This window comes from Streptomyces sp. (assembly GCF_019510245.1).
Lineage (GTDB): Bacteria > Actinomycetota > Actinomycetes > Streptomycetales > Streptomycetaceae > Streptomyces.
Genome location: NZ_JAEKKT010000164.1, coordinates 78,462 through 94,906 on the forward strand (window position 1 = coordinate 78,462; position 16,445 = coordinate 94,906).

Annotated in this window: 16 protein-coding genes and 1 pseudogene; 10 read left to right on the forward strand and 7 right to left on the reverse strand. The window is 72.4% G+C overall.

What is annotated here, in order from left to right; genetic code table 11:
• Positions 1-26: 26 nt before the first annotated feature.
• From JF597_RS31700 to JF597_RS31720, 5 genes are read left to right on the forward strand one after another with little or no spacing between them, the layout of a single operon-like run.
• On the forward strand, positions 27-1,367 hold the full coding sequence (locus JF597_RS31700; RefSeq protein WP_294003194.1) for an enolase C-terminal domain-like protein: 1,341 nt from the start codon (positions 27-29) through the stop codon (positions 1,365-1,367).
• The gene (locus tag JF597_RS31705) at positions 1,364-2,119 is read left to right on the forward strand and encodes an SDR family oxidoreductase (protein ID WP_294003196.1); all 756 of its coding nucleotides are present in this window, start codon (positions 1,364-1,366) and stop codon (positions 2,117-2,119) included. The genes JF597_RS31700 and JF597_RS31705 overlap by 4 nt, the downstream gene beginning before the upstream one ends.
• Positions 2,116-3,102 carry an aldo/keto reductase gene (locus JF597_RS31710; RefSeq protein ID WP_294003198.1) on the forward strand — a complete coding sequence of 329 codons (987 nt, stop codon included), beginning with the start codon at positions 2,116-2,118 and terminating at the stop codon, positions 3,100-3,102. Before JF597_RS31705 ends, JF597_RS31710 begins: the two co-directional genes overlap by 4 nt.
• Positions 3,099-3,413, forward strand: coding sequence for an L-rhamnose mutarotase (locus JF597_RS31715; protein WP_294003200.1), 315 nt, complete (start codon positions 3,099-3,101; stop codon positions 3,411-3,413). Before JF597_RS31710 ends, JF597_RS31715 begins: the two co-directional genes overlap by 4 nt.
• On the forward strand, positions 3,410-4,240 hold the full coding sequence (locus JF597_RS31720) for an amidohydrolase family protein (RefSeq protein WP_294003202.1): 831 nt from the start codon (positions 3,410-3,412) through the stop codon (positions 4,238-4,240). Before JF597_RS31715 ends, JF597_RS31720 begins: the two co-directional genes overlap by 4 nt.
• On the opposite strand, the gene JF597_RS31725 is transcribed toward JF597_RS31720, so the two are convergent.
• Complete coding sequence (locus JF597_RS31725) at positions 4,228-5,649, reverse strand: lipase maturation factor family protein (RefSeq protein WP_294003204.1); 1,422 nt, start codon at positions 5,647-5,649, stop codon at positions 4,228-4,230. The genes JF597_RS31720 and JF597_RS31725 overlap by 13 nt on opposite strands.
• Positions 5,650-5,806: 157 nt before the next feature.
• On the opposite strand from JF597_RS31725, the gene JF597_RS31730 reads away from it, so the two are divergent.
• On the forward strand, positions 5,807-7,906 hold the full coding sequence (locus JF597_RS31730) for a SpoIIE family protein phosphatase (RefSeq protein WP_294003206.1): 2,100 nt from the start codon (positions 5,807-5,809) through the stop codon (positions 7,904-7,906).
• 31 nt (positions 7,907-7,937) lie between these two features.
• Positions 7,938-8,801, forward strand: coding sequence for a DNA-formamidopyrimidine glycosylase family protein (locus JF597_RS31735; protein WP_294003208.1), 864 nt, complete (start codon positions 7,938-7,940; stop codon positions 8,799-8,801).
• A 7-nt stretch (positions 8,802-8,808) separates the two neighbouring features.
• On the opposite strand, the gene JF597_RS31740 is transcribed toward JF597_RS31735, so the two are convergent.
• From JF597_RS31740 to JF597_RS31750, 3 genes are all read right to left on the reverse strand, one after another.
• A complete protein-coding gene (locus JF597_RS31740; protein WP_294003210.1) occupies positions 8,809-9,465 on the reverse strand; it encodes a zf-HC2 domain-containing protein in 657 nt (218 codons plus the stop codon).
• 149 nt (positions 9,466-9,614) lie between these two features.
• Positions 9,615-10,130: a hypothetical protein gene (locus JF597_RS31745; protein WP_294003212.1), complete on the reverse strand. Its 516-nt coding sequence runs from the start codon at positions 10,128-10,130 to the stop codon at positions 9,615-9,617.
• Between the two features lie 144 nt (positions 10,131-10,274).
• Positions 10,275-10,823: a sigma-70 family RNA polymerase sigma factor gene (locus JF597_RS31750; RefSeq protein WP_294003214.1), complete on the reverse strand. Its 549-nt coding sequence runs from the start codon at positions 10,821-10,823 to the stop codon at positions 10,275-10,277.
• A 166-nt stretch (positions 10,824-10,989) separates the two neighbouring features.
• Here JF597_RS31750 and JF597_RS31755 point away from each other — a divergent pair, with 166 nt between their 5' ends.
• Positions 10,990-12,138, forward strand: coding sequence for a CapA family protein (locus JF597_RS31755; protein ID WP_294003216.1), 1,149 nt, complete (start codon positions 10,990-10,992; stop codon positions 12,136-12,138).
• Positions 12,139-12,161: 23 nt separating this feature from the next.
• On the opposite strand, the gene JF597_RS31760 is transcribed toward JF597_RS31755, so the two are convergent.
• Entirely contained in the window at positions 12,162-12,635 is a 474-nt protein-coding gene (locus JF597_RS31760; RefSeq protein ID WP_294003218.1) for a MarR family transcriptional regulator, read from the reverse strand.
• A gap of 98 nt (positions 12,636-12,733) precedes the next feature.
• Between JF597_RS31760 and JF597_RS31765 the strand changes: the two genes are divergently transcribed.
• Positions 12,734-13,549, forward strand: coding sequence for an alpha/beta hydrolase (locus tag JF597_RS31765; protein ID WP_294003220.1), 816 nt, complete (start codon positions 12,734-12,736; stop codon positions 13,547-13,549).
• Here the strand turns inward: JF597_RS31765 and JF597_RS31770 are convergent.
• Positions 13,546-14,958 (reverse strand): amino acid permease, encoded by a 1,413-nt coding sequence (locus JF597_RS31770; RefSeq protein ID WP_294003221.1) that lies wholly within the window; start codon positions 14,956-14,958, stop codon positions 13,546-13,548. The two genes, JF597_RS31765 and JF597_RS31770, sit on opposite strands and share 4 nt — an antisense overlap.
• Positions 14,959-15,018: 60 nt before the next feature.
• Positions 15,019-15,969 (reverse strand): LysR family transcriptional regulator, encoded by a 951-nt coding sequence (locus JF597_RS31775; RefSeq protein WP_294003227.1) that lies wholly within the window; start codon positions 15,967-15,969, stop codon positions 15,019-15,021.
• A gap of 102 nt (positions 15,970-16,071) precedes the next feature.
• Between JF597_RS31775 and JF597_RS31780 the strand changes: the two are divergent.
• Positions 16,072-16,445: pseudogene (locus tag JF597_RS31780) on the forward strand (MFS transporter); the annotation flags it as partial.

Genomic DNA, 16,445 nt, shown 5'->3' on the forward strand with positions numbered 1-16,445 from the left:
GACCCCTCCTGACGGAAAGGCAATCCGTGTCCCCGAGCCCGGCCCGCGTGACCGCGGTCGACACCTACGACATCCGCTTCCCCACCTCGCGCGAGCTGGACGGCTCCGACGCGATGAACCCGGACCCCGACTACTCGGCGGCCTATGTGGTGCTGCGCACCGACGCCGCCGACGGGCACGAGGGGCACGGGTTCACCTTCACCATCGGGCGGGGCAACGACGTCCAGGTCGCCGCGATCGACGCGCTGCGCGGCCATGTGCTCGGCCGCCCGGTCGACGAGATCTGCGACGACCCCGGATCCCTCTTCCAGGCCCTGATCGGCGACAGCCAGCTGCGCTGGCTCGGCCCCGAGAAGGGCGTGATGCACATGGCGATCGGCGCAGTGATCAACGCCGTCTGGGACCTCGCCGCCCGCCGCGCCGGAAAGCCCCTGTGGCAGCTGCTCGCCGACGCCGAACCCGAGTGGATCGTCCGCCAGATCGACTTCCGCTACCTCACCGACGCCCTCACCCCCGAGGAGGCCCTGGCCATCCTGCGCCGGGGCCGCGAGGGCGCCGGGGAGCGCCGGGCCCGGCTGCTGGAGCGCGGCTTCCCCGCCTACACCACCTCCGCGGGCTGGCTCGGCTACGACGACGAGAAGCTCACCCGGCTCGCCGCCCAGGCGGTCGCCGACGGCTTCCGGCAGATCAAGCTGAAGGTCGGTGCCGACCTGGCGGACGACATCCGGCGGTGCCGGGTCGCCCGCCGGGTCGTCGGCCCGGACATCCGCATGGCCATCGACGCCAACCAGCGCTGGAACGTCGACGAGGCGATCCGCTGGACCAAGGCCCTCGCCGAGTTCGACCCGTACTGGATCGAGGAGCCCACCAGCCCCGACGACATCCTCGGCCACGCGGCGATCCGCCGGGCGGTCGCCCCGGTGAAGGTCGCCACCGGCGAACACGTCCAGAACCGGATCGTCTTCAAGCAGCTGCTCCAGGCCGGCGCCCTGGACTTCGTCCAGATCGACGCGGCCCGGGTCGCCGGCGTCAACGAGAACCTCGCCATCCTGCTCCTGGCCGCCAAGTTCGGCGTCCCGGTCTGCCCGCACGCGGGCGGGGTCGGGCTCTGCGAACTCGTCCAGCACCTCTCGATGTTCGACTACCTGGCCGTCTCCGGCACCACCGAGGACCGGGTCATCGAGTACGTCGACCATCTGCACGGCCACTTCCTCGACCCGGTGGTGATCCGCGAAGGTCATTACACGGCACCCACCGCGCCGGGCTTCTCCGCCGCCATGCGACCGGAGTCCGTCGCGGAGTACACCTATCCCGGCGGCACCTTCTGGGCCGCCGACCCCGAAACGCAGAAAGGACAGGCGGCATGACCGACTTCGAGGGCCTGAGGGCCCTGGTCACGGGCGGCGGCTCCGGGATCGGGCGGGCCACCGCCGAGCTGCTCGCCGAGCGCGGCGCCCAGGTCGCCGTCCTCGACCTCGACCCGTCCGCCGTGGAGAAGCCGCTGCTCGGCTTCCAGGCCGACGTCACCGACGACGCCTCCGTGCGGACGGCCGTGGACAGCGCCGTGGCGGCGCTGGGCGGCCTCGACGTCCTCGTCAACAACGCCGGCATCGGCGCCCAGGGCACGGTCGAGGACAACGACGACGACGAGTGGCGCCGCGTCTTCGACGTCAACGTCCTCGGCATGGTCCGCGCCGCCCGCGCCGCCCTCCCGCACCTGCGCCGCTCCGCGCACGCGGCGATCGTCAACACCTGCTCCATCGCCGCCACCGCGGGCCTGCCGCAACGCGCCCTGTACAGCGCCACCAAGGGCGCCGTGTACTCCCTCACCCTGGCCATGGCCGCCGACCACCTCCGCGAGGGCGTCCGCGTCAACTGCGTCAACCCCGGTACGGCGGACACCCCATGGATCGGCCGCCTGCTGGGCAGGGCCCCCGACCCGGCCGCCGAGCGCGCCGCCCTGGAGGCCCGCCAGCCCGCCGGGCGCCTGGTCTCCGCCGCCGAGGTCGCCGGTGCCATCGCCTACCTGGCGAGCCCCCTCTCCGGCGCCACCACCGGCACCTCCCTCGCCGTCGACGGCGGCATGCAGGGCCTCAGGCTGCGGCCGGTGGGCCAGTGAACGCCCTCGGCCGCAGCGGCGTCCCGGTCACCCCGCTGGGCCTCGGCGCCGCCGTGATCGGCAACCTGTACACCGAACTCCCCGACCAGCAGGCCCACGACACCGTCACCACCGCCTGGCAGCAGGGCATCCGCTACTTCGACACCGCCCCGCACTACGGCCTGGGGCTGTCGGAACGGCGGCTGGGCGAGGCACTGCGGCCCTACGACCGGGACGCGTACACCCTCTCCACCAAGGTCGGCCGCCGGCTGGAGCCGGGGCCCGGCGACGGCGACGACCTCGCCCACGGCTTCGCCGTGCCCGACACGCTGCGCCGGGTCTGGGACTTCACCGCCGACGGCATCCGCCGCACCCTGGAGAGCAGCCTGGAGCGGCTCGGCCTCGACCGGGTCGACGTCGTCTACCTGCACGACCCGGACGACCACGCCGAACAGGCCTTCCGCGAGGGCTACCCGGCCCTGGAGAAGCTCCGCGCCGAGGGGATCGTGGGCGCGATCGGCGCCGGCATGAACCAGACGGCCATGCTCACCCGGTTCGTCCGCGACACCGACGTCGACGTGGTGCTGTGCGCGGGCCGCTACACCCTCCTCGACCAGAGCGCCCTCACCGACCTGCTCCCGGCCGCCGCGGAACGCGGCACCTCGGTGGTGATCGGCGGGGCCTTCAACTCCGGTCTGCTGGCCGACCCGAAACCCGACGCCACCTACGACTACGCCCAGGTCCCCGACGAACTGCTGTCCCGCGCCCTGCGCCTCAAGGCGCTCGCGGAAGAGCACGGGACCACACTGCGCGCCGCCGCGCTCGCCTTCTGCGCGGCCCACCCGGCCGTGGCGAGCGTCCTGGTCGGGGCCCGCTCGGCGGCCGAGATCGCGGACGGCGCGGAGCAGTTCGCCACGCACGTCCCCGCCGCCTTCTGGCAGGAGCTGCACGCCGGCGGCCTGCTGCCCGCCGACGCCCCCGTACCCGCGGAGGACCCCTCATGAGGGTCGCGTTGCACACCAGGGTCCGCGCGGACCGCGTGGCCGCCTACGAGGCCGCCCACCGCGAGGTCCCCACCGAACTCACCGACGCCATCCGCGCCGCCGGAGCCACCTCCTGGACCATCTGGCGCAGCGGCACCGACCTCTTCCACGTCCTGGAGTGCGCCGACTACGGCCGCCTCCTCGCCGAGCTGGAGAAACTCCCGGTCAACGTGGCCTGGCAGGCCCGGATGGCCGAGCTGCTCGACGTCGTCCACGACTACTCCGAGGCGGGCTCGCAGGCCGGTCTGCCCGTGGTGTGGGAGCTGCCGTGACGATCGACGCCCACCACCACGTCTGGGACCTCTCGGTACGGGACCAGGACTGGCTCACCGGGCCCGGACTCCGGCCGCTCAGAAGGAACTTCACCGTCGAGGACCTCCGGCCCGAGGCGGCGGCGGCCGGGGTCACCCGCACGGTGCTCGTCCAGACGGTCACCGTCCCCGAGGAGACCCCGGAGTTCCTCGCCCTCGCCGCCGCCCACGACCTGATCGCCGGAGTCGTCGGCTGGACCGACCTGACCCGCCCGGACGTCGCCGAGGAACTCGCCCGCCTGCGCGCACTCCCCGGCGGCTCCCACCTGAAGGGCATCCGCCACCAGGTCCAGGGCGAACCCGACCCGCAGTGGCTGCTGCGCCCGGATGTCGGCCGGGGCCTGACCGCGCTCGCGGACGCGGGCCTCGTCTACGACCTCGTCGTCCGGGCCCACCAGCTCCCGGCAGCCACCGGGGCCGCCGAGTCCCACCCCGACCTCACCTTCGTCCTCGACCACCTGGGCAAGCCCCCCATCGCGTCCGGCGCCCTCGAACCCTGGGCCACCGCCGTCCGCGCCCTCGCCGCCCTGCCCAACACCGTCTGCAAGCTCTCCGGCATGGTCACGGAGGCCGACCCCGCCTCCTGGACCGTCGACGACCTGCGTCCGTACGCCGAGACGGTCCTGGACGCCTTCGGCCCGGACCGCCTGATGTTCGGCTCGGACTGGCCGGTGTGCGTCCTGGCCGGGACCTACGGCGAGGTCTTCGACGCGGCCACGCAGTTGATCGCCCCCGCCGACCGCACCGCCGTCTTCGAGACCACCGCCGCCCGCGTCTACGGCCTCTGAGCCGCCCCCGCCAGCCGGGTCGGCGGCAGGAACTCGCGTACGTAGGTCCGCTCCCAGCACGCGCCCGTCTCCCGCAGCTCCCGCCAGCTCGTGTAGCGGTAGCGGAAGAGGCGGGCGCGGACGAAGCGCGGGGGCCGGCCGGGCGGGAAGGGGGAGCGGCGCAGCAGCCGCAGCGTGTCGCGGTCGTTCTCCAGGAGGCGCTCCACCAGACCGCCGAACCAGTCCCCGGCGTACGCGGGGGAGAGGGCGGCGAACCACATCAGCCAGTCCAGGCGGAGGTGGTAGGGCGCGAACTGGCGCGGCCAGTGCCGGGGATCGCCCGGCTTGCCCCTGAACTCGTACTCCCGCCACTCCGACTCCTCGCGCGGGGTGCTGTCCAGCGTGCCCTCGACCACCACCTCGTAGCGGATCCGGCTGACGCTGCCGAACGCGCCGTAGGTGTTGACCAGGTGGAGCGGGTCGAAGGAGCGGTTCATGACCTGGCGGCGGGAGACCATGTTCACCACCGGGTGGTAGCTCAGGAAGACGAGCAGCGCGGCCACGGCGAGGACCACCACCTCGTACCAGAGCGGGGTGGGCGGCGCGGTGGTGCGGTCCGTGGGCAGCCGGAGGGCGGACAGGGCCAGCACGATGGTGATCCAGTTCAGCCAGGAGAAGTTGCCCGAGACCACCAGCCACAGCTGGGTGAGGATCATCAGGGCCGCGGCCGCCGTCGCGATCGGCTGGGGGGTGAACAGCAGGAAGGGGACGACGAGCTGGGTGAGGTGGTTCGCGGCCACCTCCGCCTTGTGCACCGGCCCCGGCAGGTGGTGGAAGAACCAGCTCAGCGGCCCCGGCATCGGCTGGGTCTCGTGGTGGTAGTGCAGGCACGTCAGCTTCCGCCAGCAGGCGTCCCCGCGCATCTTGATCAGCCCCGCCCCGAACTCCACCCGGAACAGGATCCAGCGCAGCAGGAAGAGCACGACGACCGGCGGGGCCACCTCGTCGTTGCCCAGGAAGACGGCCAGGAAGCCGGTCTCCAGGAGCAGGGACTCCCAGCCGAACGCGTACCAGGTCTGGCCGACGTTGACGATCGAGAGGTACAGCGCCCAGGGGATCAGCCACAGCACCATCCCGGCCCACAGCGGCACGTCGGCGTCCGCGCCCGCGAGCAGCGCCGCCGACACCGCGCAGCCCGCCCAGGCGCAGCCCGCGAAGAAACGGTCCGAGTAGCGCAGCTGGAACAGGCTCGGCGCCCGCCGGAAGGGGACGCGGGCGACGTACCTCGGGATCGGCAGCATCCCGCGCTCGCCCAGCAGGGCCCGGAACTGCAGCGCCGCCGTCAGGAACGCGACGAGGTACACGCCGGCCAGAGCCCGCTGGAAGACCAGCCGGCTCACCCAGTACCCGGGGTCGGTGAACCAGTCCACGGCGGTGCGCTCCTGCCTCTCTCCAGTGTGCGGCCCCGGGACCGGAAGGGGCCTGTCACCCTGTGTACCGCGCCTTCCCGCTTGCGTAACCCGAGCGAGTGAAGCAGGCAATAGGGGAGGAATTGCCGGTGAGGGGTTCCCCTGGCATGGTGGCCCCATGGCTGACCGGGGAGCGCGCGCTCCGTCACTCCCGGACGACTGGCCCGCCCAACTGGACCACCCGATCCTGGCGCTCAACCACATGGGCACCTTCGACTGGGACCTCGACGCCGGCCTGTTCCACATGGACACCCAGGCGTACGAGGTGTTCGACCTGACCCCCGAGGAGTACGACGGCCGCCCCGAGTCCCTCGCCGTGCGGGTGCCCCCGGCCGAGTCCAGCAGGCTGGACGCGGTGGTGTCCCGGGCCATCAAGGACGGCAGCGAGAACTACGGCACGTACTTCCGCATCCGGCGCCGCGACGGCAGCCCGCGCTGGACCCACACGCAGGGCTACATCCGGCGCGACGAGACGGGCCGCCCGCGCCGGGTCGTCGGGATCGTCCGGGACGCCACGCAGGAACTGGAGGACAGCGAGGCCCGCGACCTGCGGGACGCCCAGGGGCAGGCGCTGCGCCGGCAGACCGGCGTCGTCCAGGCGGTCACCGCGGCGCTCGCGCACGCCAGCAGCGTCCAGGAGGTCATCGACGTCCTCAAGGACACCCACGGCATCCCCAACCTGGGCGCCACCAGCCTGGTGATGGGCCTGGTCGAGGCCGGCCGGATCCGGCTCGTCGCCGAGGGACCGGCCGGCAGCTTCGTGCCCGGCACCCGGATCACCCGGATAGACGAGCCGTACCCGATGGGGGAGGTGGTGCGGACCCTCAGCCCGTGCTTCATCGAGTCACCGGAGGCGTTCGCCGAGGGCTACCCGATACTGTGGCCGCACATCACCGACCTGCACATCACCTCGGCCGCCTACCTGCCCCTGATCGCCCAGGCCCGCCCGATCGGCGCCATGGGCCTGCTCTACAACGACCGGCTCGGCTTCTCCACCGAGGAACGCGCCGTCCTGGTCGCCCTCGGCAGCAGCATCGCGCAGAGCCTCCAGCGGGCCATGCTCTTCGAGCAGGAGAAGGACCTCGCCCAGGGGCTCCAGCAGGCCATGCTGCCGCGCACCATCCCCAGCGTGCGCGGGGCCGACGTCGCCGTCCGCTACCGCTCCGCGGCCGCCGGCGGCTCCCTGGGCAGGGACATCGGCGGCGACTGGTACGACCTCATCCCGCTGCCCGGCGGCCGGGTCGGCGCGGTCATCGGCGACGTCCAGGGCCACGACACGCACGCGGCGGCCGTCATGGGCCAGCTCCGCATCGTGCTGCGCGCCTACGCCGCCGAGGGGCACGCACCGGCCACCGTGATGGCCCGCGCCTCCGTCTTCCTGGACGAGCTGGACACCGACCGCTTCGCCACCTGCCTGTACGCCGAGGCCGACCTGGCCACCGGGGTCGTCCAGGTGGTCCGCGCCGGGCACATCGACCCGCTGGTCCGTGCCGTCGACGGCGGCTGCCGCCGGGTGCCCGTCGAGGGCGGGCTCCCGCTCGGCCTGTCGGCCGAGTTCCACAGCCTGGAATACCCGGTGTCCACCCTGGAGCTCGACCCGGGCGAGACGCTGCTGCTCTGCACCGACGGGCTTGTCGAGCAGCCCGGCCAGGACCTCGGGGACGGCATGCGGGTCCTGATCGAGCAGGTCGCCAAGGGGCCCGAGGACGTGCGGGACCTCGCCGACCGGCTGATCGAGGTCGCCGACGAGCGGGCCGGTGACGACGACGTGGCCCTGCTCCTGCTGCGCCGCCGCCTCTCCGACACCGTGCAGGCCGTCGGCCGCCTCCAGCAGCACGTGGCCTCCGGCGACCCCGAGGCGCTCGCCCTCGGCCGCCACATGGTCCGCGCCGCCGTCCGGGCCTGGGGCGCCGGGGACCGCGCCGACGAGGTCGAACTGGTCGCCGACGAGCTGATCACCAACGCGCTGATGCACACCGAGGGCTCCGCCATCGTCACCCTCAGGGTCCTCGGCGGCACCGACCGTCGGCTGCGCGTCGAGGTCGAGGACTCCTCCAGCGCGCTGCCGCGCCGCCGCGAGGCGGGCGAGGACGGCGTCTCCGGACGGGGACTGCTGCTCGTCGACCGGCTCGCCGACGTGTGGGGCGTGGAGGCACGCGGCGGCGGCAAGGCGGTCTGGTGCGAGTTCCGGGTGCCGGAGAAGGACGACGGGACCTGACCCCACGGGCCCCGGGTGGCACCCTGGACGCATGCCCGAACTGCCCGAGGTCGAAGCGCTCAGGGAATTCCTGACCGAGAACCTGGTCGGCCGCCAGGTCGTGCGCGTGCTGCCGGTCGCCGTCAGCGTCCTGAAGACGTACGACCCTCCGGTCGGCGCCTTCGAGGGCAGCGAGGTCGTCGCCGTGCACCGGCACGGCAAGTTCCTGGACATCGAGGGGGACCGCGGACTGCGGTTCGTGACCCATCTGGCCCGCGCGGGCTGGCTCCAGTGGAAGGACCGGCTGCCGGACGGGCTGCCGCGGCCCGGGAAGGGCCCGCTGGCGCTGCGCGCGGCCCTGGAGACCGGTGCGGGCTTCGACCTCACCGAGGCCGGCACCCAGAAGAAGCTGGCCGTGTACGTCGTCCGCGACCCGCAGGACGTCCCCGGTATCGCCCGGCTCGGTCCCGACCCGCTCGCCGCCGGATTCGACGAGGCCCGCCTGACGGCCCTGCTGGCCGGCGAGCGGCGGCAGCTGAAGGGCGCCCTGCGCGACCAGAGCCTGATCGCCGGGGTGGGCAACGCCTACAGCGACGAGATCCTGCACGCGGCGAGGATGTCCCCGTTCAAGCTGGCCGCGTCCCTGACGCCGGAGGAGACGCACCGGCTCCACGAGGCGCTGCGCACCACCCTCACCGAGGCGGTGGAGCGCTCCCGCGGCCTGGCGGCGGGGCGGCTCAAGGCCGAGAAGAAGAGCGGTCTGCGGGTCCACGGCCGCACCGGCGAACCCTGCCCGGTCTGCGGCGACACCGTCCGCGAGGTCTCCTTCAGCGACTCCTCGCTGCAGTACTGCCCGACCTGCCAGACCGGCGGCAAGCCGCTCGCGGACCGCCGCATGTCCCGCCTGCTCAGGTAGCCGGTGCTCACTTGGGGTCCAGGGTCACCAGGCGCTGCCCCTCCGCGCCGCGCACCTCGTAGCGGTCGATCTCGTCGGGGTGCATCGAGGAGCCGCCCGTCATGGTGCTCACCCGGTCGTCGTGGTCCCGCTCCGCCCAGGTGGTGACGATCTGCTCGGAGCCGTCGTCGCCGACGGCGATCAGGCGGCAGGAGCGCGGCCCGTCCGGGTCCTTCACCTGCAGCTCGATGGTGCTGCCCGAGTCCGTGTCCTGCGACTTCACCTGCGCCCAGATGCCGGACTGCGCGTCGGTGGCCGCGGTGACCTGCACGGCCGGCGCCGCTTCGTGGCCGACGTAGGCCGCGATGCCGGGGCCGGCGACCGCGAACACCACCGAGGCGGCGAGGCCGTACAGCAGCTTGCGGCGCTTGGCCCGGTGCCGGTTCGCGACCTCGCCGAGCAGCCGGTCCAGCAGCCGGGGCCCGGGCTGGGCCATGGGGTGCACGAAGCGCGGCGTGGCCCGGCGGTACAGCATCAACTGCCGTGCCGCGGGGCCGAACTCGGTCACGTGTGCCGTGCAGCTCGGGCACTCCATGAGATGGTCCTCGAAGCGGAAGGCCTCCGCCTCGTCCAGCACGCCGAGCGCGTACGCGCCGACGTCGCGATGCCTTTCCAGGGACCTCATGCCGAATCCTCGTGCCGATGGGTGCGGGTGGGGGTTACTCGTTGTTCCTTGCTCCCACCCGTACGCAGTCGGCAGCCGTTTCACTCAAGCCACGTACAGAATCGTAATCAACGGATTCGGAGCCGCCGGGCCCGCGGATTGGTCCTGAATCAAAAAAGATGGATGGCGAGGTGTCCCAGCGGCAGACCGAGCCGCCAGGCGGGCGTCCACACCTTCGGCCCGTCGTCCTCGCCGAACACCGAACCGCCCCCCGGCACCGCGTCCAGGTCGGGCGCGAGCAGCTCGGTCTCCTCCAGCCAGCGCCAGGCGGCCGCGGCCAGATCCAGGTCCGGGGAGGGGCCGCCGGACTCGGCCGTCTCGGCGGTCAGCCCGGCCATGCGTTCCGCCACCCAGTCCTGCCACGGCTGGTCGTACGCCGTCAGCGAGAGCCAGGTCTCCAACTGGGAGACGACCCGGATGCCCGACAGTTCGCCGTCCGTGTCGGAGAGGAAGATGGTCAGCGCCAGCGCGTCGCGGCCGGCCCGGAACTCGAAGGACGTCGGTGGCATGAGATCGCCGGTGCGCAGCAGCTCGTCGGCGATGTACTCGGCGTACAACCAGGCCATCGGGACCGCCAGTTCCCCGCTCCCGGCCCCGTCCGTGCTCTCTTGACCTCTGTGCAGCATCCCGTCCTGCCTTCCTCCGGTGCGCGCGTGGCCCCGACCCCGGGTCCGTCCCTCTCCCGGTGCGGAACACGGATGAAGACAGCTGATTGCTCAAACATGGTCCTCAGCAAGGCGCTTTACCGAGGTTTGACCCGGCTTACGGTTTCATCGCAGGTCGGGTGCATAACCTGGCAGAACCCGGCGCAGGGCGCGCAGTGCGTAATATGCCCGCGACTTCACGGTACCGGGTGGAATCCCCAGGGTCTCGGCGGCCTCCGCCACGCTCGCCCCTTGGAAATACACCAGCACCAGGACTTCACGGTGCTCCGGAGTGAGAGTCTTCACAGCCTCCCGGACGTCGAGCGTCGCGGCGGCGCGTTCGGCGTGGTCGCCGGTGGCCCGGGTGTTCTCCAGGGCGGCGTCGTGCACCTCGGCGGGCCGCGCCTGCCGGGCCCGGCGCGCGTCGATGGCGAGCCGCCGGCCGACCGTCAGCAGCCAGGGCAGCACGGAGTCGAAGTCGTCGGCGCGCAGCGCCTCGGGATGCTGCCAGGCGCGTACGAGGGTCTCCTGGACGAGGTCCTCGGCCCGCTGCCGGTCCCCGTCGCTGAGCCGCAGCAGCAGCGCGAAGAGCGGTCGGCCGTGCTCGCGCTGGAGCGCGACGAGCTCGTGCTCGGCGGTCGTCGTCCCGTGGGGAAGGGTGGTTCCGGCCGTCATGGCCGTATGGCATCGCAGGGGCCGGCCGGTGCGACGAACGGTCCCTCACGCCCCGTACCCGACCCGGATGGGTCAATCGGGGCGCCTGAGTTGTTTGCGGCCGCCTCCACCTTCGTACCCATTGATCTGTAAATCGGACAAGGCTTGCGACTCTGGGGTACTCCTGATGATCAATCGCAGACGCCAGGCGGCCCTGGCCCTGACCGCCCTGCTCGCCGCCGCGGCCGCATGCCAGAACCACCTGCGGCAGGAGAGCGCCGCCCCGCCGCCGCACCCGGCACCCGCCGTGCCCGCCACGGGCTTCACCCTCGTCGCCTCCGGCGACGTCATGCCGCAGAGCTCCGCGCTCGACCACGCGCACTTCGACGCGGGCGGCAACGGCTACGACTTCCGCCCGATGCTGTCCGGCGTCGGACCGGTCGTCGCCGGTGCCGACCTGGCGCTCTGTCACCTGGCGACGGTCACCGGGACGGACGGCGGCCACACCGCCCTCACCTCCCCGCCGCAGCTGGCCGAGGCCCTCTCCGCCACCGGCTACGACGGCTGCTCCACTGCCTCCGACCGCGCCCTCGACGACGGCGCCGCGGGCATCCAGCGCACGCTCGACGCCCTGGACCGGGTGGGCCTCAGGCACTCCGGCACCGCCCGCACCCAGGCCGAGGCCGGCACCCTCACCGTGATGAACGCGGGCCGCGCCCGGGTGGCCCAGCTCTCCTACACCTACGACGTCAACGGCAACGCCCTGCCGCCCGGCCGGCCCTGGGCGGTCGGCCTCCTCGACGAGAACCGCATCCTCGCCGACGCCCGCGCCGCCCGGCGGGCCGGCGCCGACGTGGTCGTGGTCTCCGTGCACTGGGGCACCGACGGCACGGACGCCCCCGACCAGCAGCAGCTCACCCTCGCCAAGCGGCTCACCGCCGCGCGCACCGGCGGCCGGCCCGACATCGACCTGGTCCTCGGCACCCACGCGCACATCCCGCAGGCGTACGAGAAGGTCAACGGCACCTGGGTGGTCTACGGCCTCGGTGACCAGCTGGCCGGCGAGATGTACAACAGCCGGGGCCACCAGGACCCGCGCGGCAACCAGTCCACCCTCGCCCGCTTCACCTTCACCCCGCCCACCACCCCGGGCGGCCGCTGGGAGGTCGCCAAGGCCGAGTTCGTCCCCCAGCTGTACGACGTCGACGCCGGCCGGGTCGTCGACCTCAACGCGGCCATCGACCAGGGCGCCGACTTCACCGCCGTCCGGGACGCCATCCGGAACGTCGTGCTCAGCCGCGGCGCCGCGAAGGACGGGCTGGTCATGGGGGAGTAGCGGCGGTCACCCCACGCCGGCGGTCACTCCACGTCGACGTGGTCGAACGTCTTCAGCAGCTGCTTGAGCACCCGCACGCACGCCGTGATCTCGGCGTCGGTCAGATCGCCGCCGACCTGCCGGTTCAGGGCGTGCTCGCGGGCGAGGACCGCGGTGACGGTCGCCCGTCCCTCGGGCGTGAGCCGGATCAGGGAGGAGCGCTGGTGCGCCGGGTTGGGGGTGACCTCGGCCCAGCCGCGCGCCACCGCGTCGTTCACCATGCGCTGTACGAACTGCCGGCTCAGCGCCATGATCCGGCCCATCTGCGGCACCGTCATCGGCTCGTGCCGGCGCAGCAGGTCCAGCACCGAGCGCACCCCGACCGAGGCCCCCTCGATCTGCTCCCCCTGCTCGATCTTGCGGTAGGCGCGCCGGTACAGCGGGCCGATCAGATCGAACACCTCGGTGATGCGCTCGCCCAGCTCGTCGGGGGCGAGGGGCTTGTCGATGTCGTTCACCCGGCCATCATGCACCGCGCCGTCAGGGCGACCGAGGTGTGAGAACAGTGATGACAACCAGGTTGTCAAAGTTCCCCGAAGATGACACCTTGGTTGTCATGAATGGTGCTGCGGACGTCCGCTTCTTCCCGTCCTCCGACGGCGACCTCGCCTACCTCGACACCGGCTCCGGCGAACCGGTGGTCCTGATCCACTCCGGATACGTCGACCACCGGTTCTGGTACCGGCAGATCCCGGCGCTCGCCGCCGAGTACCGGGTCATCGCCCCGGACGTGCGCGGCCACGGTTTCTCCGCCAACGCGAGCGAGCCGTTCCGCTGGGCCGACGACCTCGCCGCACTCCTGCGCCACCTCGACGCCGGACCCGCCGTCGTCGTCGGCGTCTCGATGGGCGGGGTGATCGCCACCGACACCGTGCTGGAACACCCCGAGCTGGTCCGCGCGGTGGTCACCTGCGGGGCGGTGACCGGCGACTTCCGCTACACGGACCCCTGGCACACGGAGCTCCAGGCCGAATACGCCCGCACCCTGGGCGCGGGTGACATCGAGGGCTGGCTCGACGCCTTCGTGAAGGTCGTACCGGGCGAGCACCGCACCCTCGACGCCGTCGACCCGGAGATTCCGCGCCGGTTGCGGGAGATGGCGCTGCACACGATCTCGAAGCACACCCCCGACGAGCCCGACCGGCTGGTGCGGGTGACCGACTCCTGGCCCAGGGTGCCGAAGATCGACGTCCCGGTCCTCACGATCAACGGCGGTCTGGAACCCGCCGACCTGCTCGCCGCCGCCGAGCGCCTGGCCCGCGAGGTCCCGAACGGCCAAGCCGAGGTCGTCGAGGGCACCGACCACTACCCGAACCTGGAGCGGCCCGCGGAGTTCAACGCCCTCCTGCTCGGCTTCCTCCGCGGCCTCTAACGCCCTGCCAGCCGCGACCTCTTGTACGAGTAGCCGAAGTAGATCACGCAACCGATCACGAACCAGACCGCGAACCGCACCCAGGTCTGCCACTTCAGGAACGTGATCAGCCAAATCGAGAAGACGACACCCAGCGCCGGCACGAACGGCATCCACGGCGTACGGAAGGTGCGCGGCAGCTCCGGCTGCCGGTAGCGCAGCACGATGACCGCCGTGCACACCACCACGAACGCCAGCAGGATGCCGATGTTGGTGAGTTCGGCCGCCTCGCCGATCGGCACGAACCCGGCGAGCAGCGCCGAGGCCACCCCCACGATCCAGGTCACCCGGGTCGGCACGTGCCGCGTCGGGTGCGTCTTCGCGAACCAGCCGGGCAGCAGCCCGTCCCGGGACATGCTGAACCAGACTCGGGTCACGCCCAGCATGAACGTGAACATGACGGTCAGGATGCCGATGATCGCGCCCACCGCGATCACGTCCGCGAGGCCGCTCAGCCCCACCGACTTGAACGCCGTCGAGAAGCCGCTCTCCGGGTCGATGTCCTTGTAGTTCTGCATGCCCGTCAGGACCAGGCAGGCCGCCACGTACAGCACCATCGAGATCGCCAGCGAGTAGATGATCGCCTTGGGCATGTGCCGCTGGGCGTCCTTCGACTCCTCGGCCGCCGTCGACATCGCGTCGTACCCGAAGACCGCGAAGAACACCGTGGCCGCGCCGGTGAACGCGCCGCTGATGCCGAACGGGAAGAACGGGTGGTAGTTCGCCGAGTCGATGTGGAACACACCGACGCCGATCACCACCAGAACCACCAGCACCTTGAGCACCACCACGAAGGTCTCGAAGCGGGCCGCGCTGCGGATGCCGAGGTTGAGCAGGTACGCGATCAGCAGACAGAGGACCGCGGCGAACAGGTCGACGCGGTGACCGGCCCCGGTGCCCGGGGCGCCGAGCATCCACTGTGGCAGGTTCGCGCCCATCTCCTCGACCAGGAAGCCGAAGTACCCCGAGATGCCGATCGCGACCACCGCCACGATCGCCGTGTACTCCAGGAGCAGGTCCCAGCCGATGAACCAGCCCGCGAACTCGCCGAGCACCGCGTAACCGTACGTGTAGGCCGACCCCGCCTTGGGGATCAGCCCGGCGAACTCGGCGTACGACAGCGCGGCGCAGGCACTCGCCACACCGGCGATGAGGAACGAGACCAGGACGGCGGGACCGGCCGTCTCGTTGGCGACGGTGCCGGCGAGGGTGAAGATGCCGGCGCCGATGATGCCGCCCACGCCGATCGCGGTGAGCTGCACCAGCCCGAGCGATCTGTCGAGCCGGGCGCCCTCGGTGACCTCCGTCTCCTCGATGTGCTCGATGGGTTTGCGACGGAGAATTCCTTCACCCATGCGGAGCTTGGCCATGTGCCTCACCTCTTCGCTGATCGCGAACGGCTGACGGCCGATCATGATGGCGCAGGGGCGTCACGGACGGAAGACGCCACGCACGGTCTCGGCCCAGCCCGGCGTCCAGGTCCGGGCGACGGTGCGCGGCGGACGGGACTCGAGGAGATGGGTGCGCAGGGCGGGGAGCGCCGGGTGCGGGTTGGCGGTGGCCCACAGCAGCGAGTGGGGGTAGTGGGGGGTCGGGTCGGTGAGCGGGATCCGGCGCAGGCCGTGGCTGTCCGGCCAGACCAGCCCGGTCCGCTCGCTGACCAGGGTCGCCAGGGTCGCGGAGCCCGCGAGCGCGTCCTGCAGCGCCCCGGAGAAGTTGGGGCCGGAGGAGTCGATGGCGAGTCCGAACGCGGCGGCGAGGGAGGCGTAGTACGCGGCCCACTCGGTGCCCTCCACGATCCCGGGGATCCAGATCCGGTGCCCGGCGAGCTCCGCGGGCGTGACCGAGCTCCGGCCGGCCAGGGCGTGTCCCGGGCCGGTGAGGAGCTGGACGGGCTCGTCGTACACCCGGACCGCCTCGATGCCCCTCGGCAGCGGACGGCCGGGCATGGCGACCGCCCGGAAGGACGCGTCGATCGCACCGGAGCGCAGGGCGGTCAGCGCCGACTCCACGTCGAAGAGGGTGACGACGTCCAGGGCGAGGTCCGGGTGCGCCTCGTGGAAGGCGCGCAGCAGCGCCGCCGGGGCGAGCCGGGAGCCGACCACGTCGACCCGCAGGGGGCGCCGGCCCCGCCGTACCGAGGCGGCCGCCCGCTCCTCGGCCAGCAGCAGCTCGCGGGCGGGCGGCAGGAAGGCCCGGCCGTCCACGGTCGGCTCGGCGCCCCGGGCGGTCCGGGTGAACAGCCGCACGCCCAGCTCCCGCTCCAGGGCCGCGATCCGCTTGGACACGGCCTGCTGGGTGACCCCCAGCACGGCCGCGGCCTCCTGGAACTGCCCGGAGTCGGCCACGGCGACGAAGGTGCGCACGGCGGTGAGGTCCACCTCCACACCGTACAACCGGTGGTTGTGGCGGCCGACCTGGAGGTTGTTTGATCCGACGGCCACCTGCACGTTTTCATGTCCCGGGTCAACGGGAGGTTGTGCATGGGGCGGCGGTTCGGGTGGCTGTGGGCCGCGTACTCGGTGAGTGCGCTCGGGACCTGGCTCGCCTTCGACGTGTTCTCGGTGATCGCCGTCATCGCGTTGCACGCGGACTCCGCGGAGGTGGCGCTGCTCGCCGCGACCGGGCCTGCCGTGGGCGCCGTCGCCGCGGTGCCGCTCGGGCCGTGGGTGGAGTTCCGGCGCAAACGGCCGGTGATGATGGCGATGGACCTCGTCAGGTTCGGCGCGCTGCTCACCGTCCCGGCCGCCTACGCGCTCGGTGCCCTCGGTATCGGCCAGCTGCTGCTGGTCTCGGTGGTCGTCGCGGCCGCCGACATCACCTTCAACGCGGCCTCCGGCGCCTTCCTGAAGTGCCT